The following is a 13028-nucleotide window of genomic DNA, read 5'->3' as shown; positions in this document are numbered from 1 at the left end:
CGCGTCAGTTGATCTTGAACAACTGCTCGAAGTTGGAGATCGCCAGCACCTTGCGCACGTCCGGGTTGCAGTGCGCCAGGCTGATCTGCGCGCTCTCGCCGCCGGCATGGTCGCGCAGCAGCAGGAGCATGCCCAGCGCCGAGCTGTCGAGGTAGGTGGCGCCCTTGAGGTCCACCACGTAGCGCTTGGGCGTGGTCTCGACGCGCTCGTAGGCGTCGCGGAATTCCTGGTGTGCGCCGAAGTCGAAACGTCCCTGGACCACGATGGTGAGCTCCTGCCCGTCAGCAGAAGGAACGGAAGTGATGGCCATGGGATTCTCCTTATCGATCGATGGTCGCGCACGAACTTGAAGATGTAGCAGTTAGCGATGACAGCGGCAACCTCGACATCTGAAGGAAATTCACCCGCAAAAGGCGAGGGAATTATCCGACAACGTACGAATGACCTGAAATGGACTACCGGACCGCACAGGCCAGGCAAATGCCGTAACCTTGATCCACGCGATTCGGGGCTCGGGGTTCGTTGGACACCCGCAGCGGGTCGCGCCAGGCAAGAAGGGAGGAGCATGTACAAGTCCATTCTCATCGCGGCCTGCGTGTTTTGCGCGGCGCCGTACGCGGCTGCCCAGGTGATGCAGCGCGAGCTGGGCGATTTCGAACTCAGGTTCGCCAACTCGCCAACCCGCAGCATGGCCCAGGGGCTGGTCCAGCCGGGGCAGGCCAACAGCGCCCAGGGCGGCCTCGACATCACCCACGACAGCGGGTGGTATGTCGGCAGTTGGACGTCGAACCTGGAACAGGAAAAACCACTGGAGATCGACAGCTACGCCGGTTTCAAGCAGCCACTGGGCGACGGCAAGCTGGGCTACGAAGTGGGCACCCTGCGCTACAGCCGCCCGGAACAGCCCGACTACGACAGCCAGGCCCTGTACGGCGGCCTCTCGGTGTTCGGCAGCCGCCTCGGCGCAGCCTACAGCGCCCAGGCCGGGCGCAGCACCACCACGCTGTTCACCGACCTGGGCGTGCAGCAGGACCTCGGCTTCGACGTGACCTTCAAGTATTCCACCTACAGTCTCGCTTCCCCCGTGAGCCTGAACAGTGGCGGCAGCGTCAACGGCTTCGGCGACTGGTCGCTGAACTTCAGTCGGCCGTGGAACGGTATCGACCTGAACTTCTCCTACAGCGGCAGCAGCCTCACGGGTGGCGATTGCAGCGCCTACTCCGGGCACAACGCCTATTGCGACTCGGCGTTCATGCTCAAGGCGTCGCGGCCGTTTTTCTGAGGCTACGTATGCTGCGGACTCCCGAATCCCCTCACCCCAGCCATCTCCCGGAGGGAGAGGGGGCAGACCGCTGCCTGGGGTAAGTTCGCCGCTCTCCCTGCGTCAGCATTTCCGACTGACGTCGACTTCCCCGCACACTCCGAACGGCCCCCTCTCCCCCTGGGAGAGGGCTGGGGTGAGGGCGAGACCGCGCGCCGAAAGCTCCCGGCGCCAAGAAGTCAATTTCATTCAAGATCGTCAGCGCGCGAAGGACTACTCTGCCAATCACCTTCCCGCCCTCGCAGGCCCGCCCCGATGCTGCACCGAGTGAACTGCACTACCGCCGCCCTGCCCGGCCTGCGTACCGTCGAGATCCTCACGCAGCGCAGCTTCCCGCGACACGCCCACGACGAATACGGCATCGGCTTGATGCTCGAAGGCGGCCACCGCTCGTGGAGCGGCCGCGGCCAGGTCGAGGCCGGGCCGTGCGACATCATCACCGTCAGCCCCAACGAACTGCACGACGGCATTCCCCTGCGCGGCGCTCCGCGTCGCTGGTGGATGCTGTACGTCGAGCCGACGGTGATCGCTCGACTGGCCGGCGACGAAATGGCTGGCCGGGAGTTCTCCCTGCCTTCCCTCGCTGACCCGCGACTTGCCCGGCGCATCGCCAGCGTGTTGCAGCACCTGCCGGAAGCCTCCGCAGATGAAGCCACTGAAGGCCTGCTCGACCTGTTCGGCGAACTGCTTGACCCGCGCTTCGACACGAGCGTGGCGACCCTGCCCTCCCGCAGCGTGGTGCGCATGCTCGAACGGATTCACGACGACCCGCGCAACGCCCCCACGCTGGCGGAGCTGGCCGATATCGCCGGACTGACAACCTACGCGGCCTTGCGCCGCTTCCGCCGCGAGCTAGGCACCACGCCCCATGCCTACCTCCTGCAGCACCGCGTGCGGCAGGCCCACAAGGCCATCGGCGCTGGCCACACGCTGGCCGAAGCCGCTCTGCTCGCCGGCTTCGCCGATCAGCCCCACATGACCCGCGCGTTCGCCCGCCAGCTAGGGCTGACACCGGGGCAATGGCGCACTTCGCTCAAGCATCCACCACACGCCCCCTGAGCCCACAGGCCACACGGCCTTTCCCCGCCAACAGAGGAAACCCACGGGAATGAACGCAGAATTCCTGCTGACGGCGTTCGTCGTCGTTTTACTGCCCGGCACCGGCGTGCTCTACACCCTGGCTGTCGGCCTCGGCCTTGGCGCCCGCTCGGCGACCCTCGCGGCGCTGGGCTGCACGCTGGGCATGCTGCCGCAACTGCTGCTCGCCACCTTCGGCCTGTCGCTGATCCTGCAGGCCAGCGCGACCAGCTTCCAGGCCATCAAACTGCTGGGCACCGCCTACCTGCTGTTCATCGCCTGGCAGGTGTTTCGCGGCAGCGGCGCGCTAGCGCTGGATTCAGCCAGCCACCCGCGCAGCACGGCGCAACTGGTGGGCAACGGACTCTGGCTGAACCTGCTCAACCCCAAGCTGGGGCTGTTCTTCCTGGCTTTCCTGCCGCAGTTCGTGCCGCCCGGCAACGAGGACGCCAAGGCGCTGTTCCTGATGCTGGGCCTGGTGTTCGCGCTGATGACCTTCGTCGTGTTCATCGGCTATGGGCTGCTGGCGTCCTGGGTGCGCGACTACGTGATTGGGCGCCCGGCGGTGATGAGGCTGATCCGCTGGAGCTTCACCCTCGCGTTTGTTGTGCTGGCGCTGCGTCTGGCGGTCGAGACGCTCCAGCCCTGATCAGTCCGGCTAGCCGATCAACCCCGCGCCCATGTTGATCGCCAGCCCGAGGATCGCGGTGTTGAACAGGAAGCCGATCACCGAATGCGCCAGCACCACTTTGCGCATGGCACGCGAGGCAACCACCACGTCGGAGGTCTGCACCGCCACGCTGAGGGTGAAGGAGAAGTAGAGGAAGTCCCAGTAGTCCGGGTTCTGCTCACCCTCGGGAAAACGCAGCACCGGCTGCGCCGCGTCGGCCGAGTAGAACTGGCGGGCGTAGTGCATGGTGAAGGTGATGCCGATGAGGAACCAGGAGCCGAGCACGGTGCTGGCGGTGAAGGCATAGCGGGCGAGCTTCTCGCTACCGTTGGCCTGCCCGGCGGTGGCCAGCTCGAAGACGATGGCGACCAGGCTGGCCACTGCGGCGACGGTAACCAGCACCAGCACCGCCTCGGCATTCTCGTCCTCGATCTCGGCCAGACGGCGCACTTCCGACGGTGCCGCGCGCAAGGCCAGCCAACCGATCAGCAATACATAGAGCCAGGCCATGCAGTTCCAGCCCAGCAGGACGCGGGTCATGGGCGTGAGTTTGTAGCAGGCCAGCGCCACCACCACACCGACCACACAAGCGCTGATCAGGCGCGGATGTGCCTGCAGCAGGGCGCGGTTCAGGCGCAGCATGCGCTGCGGTCCAGCTCGGCCGCGGCCAGGTGCGCCACGCTCAGGTCGCTGTCGGCAACCATGCCGTCGTCGAGGAACCACGCGGCGGAGAGGCCGGCAAAAGCCAGCACCCACTCCAGCAGGCGGCGCCGGTCAACGCTGGCGTGCTCGACGATCACATCCAGTTGGCGGAGGAAACGCGCCCGCTCGCGGGAGGTCGGCAGATCCGGGTTGCACAGCAGGTTGGCGTAGTCGAACAGCCGCTCGCCATGGAGGCGCTTGGGGTCGATCGCCAACCAGCCGCGCGGGCCGAAATCGAGGATGTTGTCGTGGTGCACGTCGCCGTGCAGCACGGCGTGATCATGCTCGCTGGCCAGCAGCGCCTCGGCGGTTTCCAGGCAACGCGGGAACAGGCCACCGTAGCGCGTGGCGGCGGGAGCAAGGTCACGAAACCACGGACGCAGGCCGAGCAGCTCCGGCGGCGGCGCATCCCGCGGCCGGTGCAGGCGCTGTACCACGTCGCAGACAATGCGGCTGGCCTGGTCGTCCTCGCCGTGCAGCGCCATGTGCATCAGCGAGCGCTTGCCCTCGGCGCGCTCCATCAGGATCGCATCGCGCTCGTGGGCGAACACCTGCGCGGCGCCCTCGCCACCCCACCAGCGCATCACCTGCGCACCACCCTGCTCGTCCACGTCGAGCGCGACCTTGATCATCGCCGCGCGGCCCTGCCAGCGGACAGGCAGCAGATGGCTGGAATGGGTAATGATGGGCTCGCCCTCGGGGATCAGTTCCCACAGGCGTAGCAGGTGCTGGAAATCGGCGGGGCGCGGGGGTGGAAGCGGCATGGAGGGGGTCCGGTCAGAGCTCAGACTGGAGCCTAGCACGGCCATCCGCCGGTCAATCCGCCGAAGGCCTCAGGCGCTGGGCGAACTCGTCGAGCTGCTTCTGCTCGTACTTGTCGGCGGCCAGTCGTGCTTCCTCGCGGTAACGCTCCACCAGTTTGCGCAGTCCTTCCAGGCGGGTGTACTTCTCCTGCCAGGCGGCACGCGCCTTGTCGACAATGCCCTGGTGCCAGTCCACCGCGCGGTTCTGCTGCTCCACCGCGCCTTCGAGCTGCGACAGGAAGCGCTGGTAGTTGATCAGCCACTGGCCGCTGACGCCCTGCTGGCCGTTGCGGATCCACTGCTGCTGGTAGTCGAAGCGGTAGCGTTCCAGCTCGGCGAGCTTGCGCTGCGCCTGCTGCAACTGGCCCTGCACCTGGCCGAGCTGGCGCGCGGTTTCGCGCTCGGCCTTGAGCGCCATCTCCACCACCGGGGCGAGGCGTTCGGCGCGGCGGTTCATAGGCTCACTGCAAACCGTAGGATGGGTGGAGCGGAGCGATACCCATGCTGCAACTCGCCACGAGCTGAAAGACGATGGGTATCGCAAGCTCCACCCATCCTACGAGAGCGTGCATCTGTCATCAGCCGGCCTTGCCGCTGACGACGGCATCCAGCAGCAGGCGGCTGTCGTCGAGGTTCTGGCTTTCGTCCAGGGCCTGGCGGAGGAACTGGCGCATGATCGGGAAGCGCTGGATGGCCAGGTCGGTTTCCGGATCACCGCCGGCCACGTAAGCGCCGACGCTGATCAGGTCGCGGCTCTGCTGGTAGCGCGACCACAGTTGCTTGAAGCGCTGGGCGTCGCGCAGGTGTTCGGGCGTAGTGACCTGGGGCATCACCCGGCTGATGGAAGCTTCGATGTCGATGGCCGGGTAATGACCTTCCTCGGCCAGCCGGCGCGACAGCACGAAGTGGCCGTCGAGCACACCCCGCGCGGCGTCGGCGATCGGGTCCTGCTGGTCGTCGCCTTCGCTGAGCACGGTGTAGAAAGCGGTGATCGAACCGCCGCCCTTCTCGCCGTTGCCGGCACGCTCGACCAGACGCGGCAGCTTGGCGAACACCGACGGCGGATAGCCCTTGGTCGCCGGCGGCTCGCCGATGGCCAGGGCGATTTCACGCTGGGCCTGGGCGTAGCGGGTCAGCGAGTCCATCAGCAGCAGGACGTTCTTGCCCTTGTCGCGGAAGTACTCGGCGATGCGCGTGCAGTACTGCGCGGCGCGCAGGCGCATCAGCGGCGCGTCGTCCGCTGGCGAGGCGACGACCACGGAACGCTTGAGGCCTTCCTCGCCGAGGATGTGCTCGATGAATTCCTTCACCTCGCGGCCCCGTTCGCCGATCAGCCCGACCACGATGATGTCGGCCTTGGTGAAGCGGGTCATCATGCCCAGCAGCACCGATTTACCGACGCCGGTACCGGCGAACAGGCCCAGACGCTGGCCACGGCCGACAGTGAGCAGGGAGTTGATCGAGCGGATGCCGACGTCCATCGGCTCATGGATCGGGTCGCGCGCCAGCGGGTTGATGATCGGGCCGTCCATCGGCACCCAGTCCTCGGCGCGCATGCCGCCCTTGCCATCCAGCGCGCGGCCGACGCCGTCGAGCACGCGACCGAGCATGGACATGCCCATGGGCAGGCGGCCGGAATCCGGCAGCGGCACCACGCGGGCGCCGGGGGCGATGCCGACCAGGCTGCCCACCGGCATCAGGTAGATCTTGCTGCCGGAGAACCCCATGACCTCGGCTTCCACCTGCACCGGGTGATAGCCGCCGTCGTTGATCACCTGGCAGCGGCTGCCGACGGCGGCCTGCAGGCCTTCGGCTTCCAGCGTCAGGCCGACCATGCGCAGCAGGCGGCCCTCCACCACCGGCTGCGCCGGCAGGCTCACCGCGTCGCTGTAACCTTGCAGGCGGCGGGCGAAGCTGACGCGGTCAAGGCGCATCGGGAGCGCTCTCGCCGCTGTCGAAGTCCACTTGCATGTCCGGCTCCAGCGCGTGGGTCGCCTGGTCGCGCTGCTGCTCGAAGAGTTGCTTCACCGCCTGGGCCAGACGCGTCTCGACAGTGGCGTCGATGCGCGAGTGTTCGGTTTCGATACGGCAGCCGCCGGGCAGCAGACCGTCGTCCTCGATGATTTTCCAGCTTTCCTCGTGCCGGTCGCGCAGGGCCTTCACCAACTCGAAGTCCTGCGGGTTGACCTGGATGCGGATGTTGCTGGCGCCCATGGGCAGCAGCTTGAGCGCCTCGCGCAGCACCAGGCGGATCTGGCTGGAATCGGTGGCCAGCTCACGCTGCACCACCTGGCGCACCACGTGGGTCACCAGGTTGAGCATGCCCTGCTCGAGCATCTGGTCCTGCTCGGCGATGGGCTCGAGCAGGTGCGACATCAGGGTTTCGAGATTCTGCAGGCGCGGTTGCAGCGCCGCGTCAGCTTCCTGTCGCGCCTTCAACTGGCCTGCGTGGAAGCCGTCCTTCTCGCCGGTGGAAAAGCCCTCGTTGTAAGCCTCCTGGCGGATGGCCTCGAGTTCGTCCAGCGTCAGCGGCTTGACCTCTTCCTCCGGCACCTCCTCGATCTGCGGCGGCTCCTCGGCCACCGGCTCGGGTTCAGGCTCGGGCTCCGGGACTGGTCGCACGGGGTCGAAGCTGGGCAGCGACCAACGGTCGAAGCCCGCCACGTCGCGTGCGCGGATCAGTTCGCTGAGCTTGTCTTCATCTCTGGCCGGCGGTACCACGTCAGATCATCTCCTCGCCGCCCTTGCCACCCAGCACGATTTCGCCGGAGTCCGCCATACGACGGGCAATGGTGAGGATTTCCTTCTGCGCACCTTCCACTTCGCTGACCCGTACCGGGCCCTTGGCCTCCAGGTCGTCGCGCAGCAACTCGGCGGCACGCTTGGACATGTTGCGGAAGATCTTCTCGCGGATCGCCTCGTCCGAGCCCTTGAGCGCCAGCACCAGCACGTCCGAGGAGATCTCGCGCAGCAGCGCCTGGATGCCACGGTCATCGACGTCGGCGAGGTTGTCGAAGACGAACATCAGGTCTTCGATCTGGCCCGACAGGTCTTCATCGACGTCGCGGATGGCGTCCATCAGCGCGCCTTCGACCGAGCTGTCGAGGTAGTTCATGATGTCCGCCGCGCGCTTCACGCCGCCCATGGTGGTGCGGGTGGAGTTGGCGTTGCCGGCGAACTGCTTCTCCAGGATCAGGTTCAGTTCCTTGAGCGCGGAGGGCTGCACGGTGTTCAGCGAGGACACGCGCAGGATGATGTCCAGGCGCACCTTGTGGTCGAAGTGACTGAGCACTTCACCGGCCTGGTCCGGGTCGAGGTAGGCGACCACGATGGCCTGGATCTGCGGGTGCTCGTAACGGATCACGTCGGCTACGGCGCGCGGCTCCATCCACTTCAGGCTGTCCAGGCCGCTGGTGTTGCCGCCCAGCAGAATGCGGTCGATGAGGTTGTTCGCCTTGTCCTCGCCCAGGGCCTGGGTGAGCATCTTGCGGATGTAACTGTCGGCGCCCACGCCCAGGCTGGTCTGGTCGCCGACGATCTCGACGAACTCGCCCATCACCTGTTCGACCTGCTCGCGGTGCACGTTGCGCATCTGCGCCATGGCCACGCCGACCTTCTGCACTTCCTTAGGGCCCATGTGGCGCAGCACCTGCGCGGCATCGGTCTCACCCAGGGAGAGCAGGAGGATGGCGGCCTTGTCGACCTTGTTCAGTTTGGCGCTCATGCGGGCTTCACTCATCGGAATTGATCCAGTCCTTCACTACCTGGGCAACGCGCCCCGGGTCCTGGGCGACCAGTGTCTTGATCGCATTCAATTGTGCATCGTACCCCTCGGTGGGGCTGGGCAGCAGGATACTGGCCGGGCCGCCGAGGCTCACGCGGTCTTCCGACAGCTCGCCATCCAGGCCGCCCAACTCGCCCAGGCCGCCCTCGCCTGCCGCGCCACCGGCCACCAGGGCCTTGCTCTTGTTGCCCGACAGGTTGTTCAACACGGGGCGCAGCACGCCCAGCACCAGCACCAGGATGAAGACGATGCCCAGCACCTGCTTGATCACGTCCCAGAACCAGGGCTGCGAGTAGAACGGTGGCGCAGCGATTTCCTCACCCAGCTCCGGGGCGAACGGCGCGTTGATCACACTGACGCTGTCGCCACGGCTGGCGTCATAGCCTACCGCGTCCTGCACCAGGCGAGTGAAGCGGCCCAGCTCGTCGGCGGTCCACGGCTGGTGGCTGACCTCGCCCGTCTTCGGGTCGGCGATCATGCGGTCATCCAGCACCACCGCGACGGAAAGCCGGCGCAGGCGACCCTGTTGCTGCTTGGTGTAGCTCACCGAGCGATCCAGCTCGTAGTTGCGGGTGTTCTGCGCGCGCTTGTCGGTCGGGTACGGCGCCAGTTCGGGCTTGCCGGTCTTCGGGTCGATGATCGGCTGGCCGTTGGCGTCCTTCAGCGGCTGGCCCGGCGCGACGTAGTCGGACGGGGCGCTGCCAGTGGCGCTCTGCGGCGCGCTGGCCGGCGCGGGCGGCTGGTTCGACAGCGCTCCCGGCACGCCCTGCGGGCCGTTGCTGTTCTGCCGTTCCTCGTTGTTGCTCTGCTCACTGCGCAGGGCCGGCTGGTCCGGGTTGAACGATTCGGACGTCGATTCCACCGCGCTGAAATCGACGTCGGCGGACACCTCGGCCTTGTAGCGGCCGTTACCCAGCACCGGCGCGAGGATGCTGTGCACGCGCTGGGTGAAGTTGGTTTCCATGCGGCGGGTGAAGTCAAACTGCTTGCCGGCCATGGTCAGCTCGGAGAGCTCCTGCTGATCGGAGAGCAGATTGCCCTTCTGGTCGACCACGGTGACCTGGGATTTGTCCAGCTCCGGCACACTGGTAGCGACCAGGTTGACGATGGCCAGTACCTGGCTCGGCTCCAGGCTGCGGCCCGGGTACAGCTCGACCAGCACCGAGGCGCTGGGCTTACGGTCGTCACGGACGAACACCGAGCTCTTGGGGATCGCCAGGTGCACACGGGCGCCCTTGACGTTGTTCAGGCTGGAGACGGTGCGCGCCAGCTCGCCTTCCAGGCCGCGACGGTAATTGGTCGCTTCCATGAACTGGCTGGTGCCCAGCGCCTGCTCCTTGTCGAGGATCTCGAAGCCGACGTTGCTGTCGGTCGGCGCCAGGCCGGCGCCAGCGACCTTCATGCGCGCACGGCCGAGGTCGTCGGCCTTCACCAGCAGCGCGCCGGAGTTGGGTTCGATCTTGTAGCCGATGTCGGCAGCGGACAGCGCCTCGACCACCTTGTTCGCATCGACGCCATTGAGGCTGCCGTACAGCGGCTTGTAGTCCGGCTGCTGCGACCACAGGACCATGCCGAAACCGATGGCGATGCTCGCGGCGAGGCCGACCAGCAGGCCGACCTGGCGCAGCACCGGCATGTCCGCGAGGTTCTCGAGAAACGTCAGGCCCAGCAGCGGCTTTTTCGGCGCGTCGGCACCGACCTTGGCCGGCACCTGGCTGTCAACAACGGAGGATTGGGACATTACCTACGATCCTCGCCGCTCAAACCGGCATCTGCATGATGTCCTGGTACGCCTGCACGAGCTTGTTGCGTACCTGGGTCATCGCCTGGAAAGAAACACTGGCCTTCTGCGAGGCGATCATCACCTCGGTGAGATCGACACCGCCCTGCCCCATCTCGAAAGCGGACGCCATGTCGGAGGCGACCTGTTGGGTACCGTTCACCTTGTCCACCGCCTGCCCGAGCAACTGCGAGAAGCTCGGCGCACCCGGCTCAACCGGCGCGGCCTGGGTCTTCGCCTTGGCCATGGCCTCCATTTGCATGGAGCGCATTTCCAACAACAGACGATTGAACTCGACACCCTGACTCATCACTTACCCCTCCGACTGGCCGCGGTTTTTTGACACTGCGCGGCGCTTTGCAAAGGTGATTGCAACTTGGGTGCCAGGTTTTCGGAGAGTGGGAAAATGCGCAGGATGATTCTGGAGCGGAACAGCAGTAGGCAACTTGGAATATCGGAGCAAGCCGCCCGCCCTCACCCCAACCCTCTCCCAGGGGGAGAGGGGGCAGATCGGCGCGACGGATGAGAACGGCACCCCGCCGGAGACTTCGCAGTAAGAGGCTTGGGATATCGGCGCAAGCCGCCCCCCCTCACCCCAACCCTCTCCCAGGGGGAGAGGGGGCAGATCGACGCGGCAGATGAGAACGGCAACCCGCCGGAGACTTCGCAGTAAGAGGCTTGGGATATCGGCGCAAGCCGCCCTCCCTCACCCCAACCCTCTCCCAGGGGGAGAGGGGGCAGATCGGCACAGCGGATGAGAACGGCAACCCGCCGGATACTCCGCAGTAAGAGGCTTGGGACATCGGCGCAAGCCGCCCTCCCTCACCCCAACCCTCTCCCAGGGGGAGAGGGGGCAGATCGGCGCGAGTGGTAATAGCGGCATTCAACCGGACGCCTCGCAGCATCAGGAAAAGCGCCAGATATACAACTGGCAGAGGACAGCCCCCTCTCCCTCCGGGAGAGGGTTGGGGTGAGGGCAATTACCTCACTCCGGGCTCGACCTCCAAGCGGAGCGCTTCGAGCACAACATCAATTCTGAAGAGAACATCGTGATTCCAGAATCGGACCACCCGAATCCCCTGTCTCACTAGCCAAGCATCCCGCTCAGCGTCGTGGGCGGACTCCAGATGCTGCCCGCCATCGAGCTCGACGGCCAACCGCAGCTCATGACAGTAGAAATCCAGCACGTAGACACCACAGGGCACCTGCCGCCGAAACTTCAATCCGAGAAACCTCCGGTCCCGCAGATACCCCCAAATCCTGCGCTCAGCGTCGGTTTGCCGTCGCCGCAACTGTCGCGCGAACTCCACCTCGTCCATGACTCACTCCCTGATCGATCACCAGGGAAACAGTCCTGCATCCCGCCATCGGCATCTGCCGGACGAGGACTTTTTTCAGCCGCAGAAACCACCGAGTCCCCACCAAGAAAAAGCCCGCACAACGGCGGGCCAAGAGGGGAACCCGTCAAACCATCAACTGGCGTACAGATACGCCTCCACATCCATCCCCGCATCGCGCATCTGCGCGAGCTTGTAGCGCAGGGTGCGCGGGCTGATGCCCAGGCGTTCGGCGGCTTCCTTGCGGCGGCCGCGCTCGCTGCGCAAGGTGTCGATGATCATCTGGAACTCGCGGCGCTTGAGGTCTTCGCCCAGTTGCCCGGCCTCAGCGGAGACCGGTGACGGAATGTCGACGCTGGCCGGAGGCTGCGCCGCCAACGAAGTCGGCACCGCCGCCAGCAGCGGGCGCGGGGCCAGGCCGATAGGCGCGCTCAGGCACAGGTCGGCGGCCTGGATCTGGCCGCCCTGCTGCAGGATCAGCGAACGCTGGATGGCGTTGTCCAGCTCACGCACGTTGCCCGGCCAGGGGTGCGTCAGCAAAGCGGCGCGGGCGTCGTCGGCCAGGCTCACCGGCGCATGATTCATCTTGCGCGCGTACTTGGCCAGCAGGCGTTCGGCCAGCGGCAGGATGTCGGCGGGACGCTCGCGCAGCGGCCGCCAGGCCAGCGGGAAAACCGACAGGCGATAGTAGAGGTCTTCGCGGAAACGGCCGGCGGCGACTTCGCCGAGCAGGTCGCGGTTGGTGGTGGCGAGCACGCGAATATCCAGGCTGATCGGTTTGCGCGCTCCGACGCGCTCCACCTCCCGCTCCTGCAGCACCCGCAGCAACTTGGCCTGCAAGGCCAGCGGCATCTCGGAGATTTCGTCGAGCAGGAGGGTGCCGCCGTCGGCCAGTTCGAACTTGCCTGGCTGGGCGGCGATGGCACCGGTGAAGGCGCCCTTCTCGTGGCCGAACAGGGTGGCCTCGAGCATGTTGTCCGGGATCGCCGCACAGTTGATGGCGACGAAGGGTTTGCCGACGCGAGGTGACTGCTGGTGGATGTACTGCGCCAGGACTTCCTTGCCAGTGCCGGACTCGCCGGAAATCAGCACGGTGGAATCGCTGCGGGCGACGCGGGCGGCCAGCTCCAGCAGTTGCTGGCTGGCCGGCTCCAGGGCCACCGGGCCCTCGCCGCCACTGGCAGGGACGGCGCCCAATGCATGGCGGGCGACCAGCTCCAGCAAGGCACGCGGCTCGAAAGGTTTGACCAGGTAATCGGCCGCGCCCTGGCGCATGGCATCCACGGCGCGGTCGACCGCACCGTAGGCGGTCATCAGCAATACCGGCAGTTGCGGGTAGCGCTTGCGGATCAGGCCGAGCAACTGGTGCCCGTCCATGCCAGGCATGTTCACATCGCTGATCACCAGGCTGAAGGCGTCCTTCTCCAGCGCCGGCAGCGCGGCCTCGGCGCAATCGACGGCAACGAAGTCATGCCCGCCGAGCGACAGGGTGTCGGCGAGGGCTTCACGAAGGGCGCGGTCGTCTTCGACCAGCAGGACTTTGGCGGCCATGGA

The 13028-nt window shown here is 66.3% G+C and carries 14 protein-coding genes; 3 read left to right on the top strand and 11 right to left on the bottom strand.

Going from position 1 to position 13028, the window contains the following annotated elements; all coding sequences use genetic code 11:
• Window positions 1-4 precede the first annotated feature (4 nt).
• Window positions 5-310, bottom strand: coding sequence for an STAS domain-containing protein (locus CTR55_RS09515; protein ID WP_296285688.1), 306 nt, complete (start codon window positions 308-310; stop codon window positions 5-7).
• A gap of 255 nt (window positions 311-565) precedes the next feature.
• Between CTR55_RS09515 and CTR55_RS09510 the strand changes: the two genes are divergently transcribed.
• From CTR55_RS09510 to CTR55_RS09500, 3 genes are all read left to right on the top strand, one after another.
• Window positions 566-1282, top strand: a complete 717-nt coding sequence (locus CTR55_RS09510; RefSeq protein WP_296285687.1) for a TorF family putative porin — start codon at window positions 566-568, stop codon at window positions 1280-1282.
• Window positions 1283-1576: 294 nt separating this feature from the next.
• On the top strand, window positions 1577-2380 hold the full coding sequence (locus tag CTR55_RS09505; protein WP_296285685.1) for an AraC family transcriptional regulator: 804 nt from the start codon (window positions 1577-1579) through the stop codon (window positions 2378-2380).
• Window positions 2381-2429: 49 nt separating this feature from the next.
• The gene (locus tag CTR55_RS09500; protein WP_296285683.1) at window positions 2430-3047 is read left to right on the top strand and encodes a LysE family translocator; all 618 of its coding nucleotides are present in this window, start codon (window positions 2430-2432) and stop codon (window positions 3045-3047) included.
• A gap of 9 nt (window positions 3048-3056) precedes the next feature.
• Here the strand turns inward: CTR55_RS09500 and CTR55_RS09495 are convergent, their stop codons facing one another.
• The 10 genes from CTR55_RS09495 to fleR all read right to left on the bottom strand — a co-directional run bounded on the left by CTR55_RS09495 (window position 3057) and on the right by fleR (window position 13025).
• Window positions 3057-3710: a DUF1345 domain-containing protein gene (locus CTR55_RS09495; protein ID WP_296285681.1), complete on the bottom strand. Its 654-nt coding sequence runs from the start codon at window positions 3708-3710 to the stop codon at window positions 3057-3059.
• Window positions 3698-4534 (bottom strand): aminoglycoside phosphotransferase family protein, encoded by an 837-nt coding sequence (locus CTR55_RS09490; protein WP_296285680.1) that lies wholly within the window; start codon window positions 4532-4534, stop codon window positions 3698-3700. The genes CTR55_RS09495 and CTR55_RS09490 overlap by 13 nt, the downstream gene beginning before the upstream one ends.
• A 52-nt stretch (window positions 4535-4586) precedes the next feature.
• Window positions 4587-5030 carry a flagellar export protein FliJ gene (gene fliJ / locus CTR55_RS09485; RefSeq protein WP_296285679.1) on the bottom strand — a complete coding sequence of 148 codons (444 nt, stop codon included), beginning with the start codon at window positions 5028-5030 and terminating at the stop codon, window positions 4587-4589.
• 121 nt (window positions 5031-5151) lie between these two features.
• On the bottom strand, window positions 5152-6507 hold the full coding sequence (gene fliI, locus CTR55_RS09480; RefSeq protein WP_296285678.1) for a flagellar protein export ATPase FliI: 1356 nt from the start codon (window positions 6505-6507) through the stop codon (window positions 5152-5154).
• Entirely contained in the window at window positions 6497-7294 is a 798-nt protein-coding gene (gene fliH / locus CTR55_RS09475; RefSeq protein ID WP_296285677.1) for a flagellar assembly protein FliH, read from the bottom strand. The genes fliI and fliH overlap by 11 nt, the downstream gene beginning before the upstream one ends.
• A gap of 1 nt (window position 7295) precedes the next feature.
• Complete coding sequence (fliG, locus tag CTR55_RS09470) at window positions 7296-8312, bottom strand: flagellar motor switch protein FliG (RefSeq protein ID WP_296285676.1); 1017 nt, start codon at window positions 8310-8312, stop codon at window positions 7296-7298.
• Window positions 8305-10098, bottom strand: a complete 1794-nt coding sequence (gene fliF, locus CTR55_RS09465; RefSeq protein WP_296285675.1) for a flagellar basal-body MS-ring/collar protein FliF — start codon at window positions 10096-10098, stop codon at window positions 8305-8307. The genes fliG and fliF overlap by 8 nt, the downstream gene beginning before the upstream one ends.
• 19 nt (window positions 10099-10117) lie before the next feature.
• On the bottom strand, window positions 10118-10447 hold the full coding sequence (gene fliE, locus CTR55_RS09460; protein ID WP_296285673.1) for a flagellar hook-basal body complex protein FliE: 330 nt from the start codon (window positions 10445-10447) through the stop codon (window positions 10118-10120).
• Between the two features lie 670 nt (window positions 10448-11117).
• Window positions 11118-11456, bottom strand: a complete 339-nt coding sequence (locus CTR55_RS09455; RefSeq protein ID WP_296285671.1) for an endonuclease domain-containing protein — start codon at window positions 11454-11456, stop codon at window positions 11118-11120.
• 153 nt (window positions 11457-11609) lie between these two features.
• Window positions 11610-13025 (bottom strand): sigma-54-dependent response regulator transcription factor FleR, encoded by a 1416-nt coding sequence (gene fleR, locus CTR55_RS09450; RefSeq protein ID WP_296285670.1) that lies wholly within the window; start codon window positions 13023-13025, stop codon window positions 11610-11612.
• Between the last annotated feature and the right edge of the window lie 3 nt (window positions 13026-13028).

The sequence above is a fragment of the Pseudomonas sp. genome (genome assembly GCF_002796985.1).
In the GTDB taxonomy this organism is placed as follows: domain Bacteria; phylum Pseudomonadota; class Gammaproteobacteria; order Pseudomonadales; family Pseudomonadaceae; genus Pseudomonas.
Note: the sequence above shows the minus strand (reverse complement) of the source record. Positions and strands in the feature narration are given on the sequence as shown.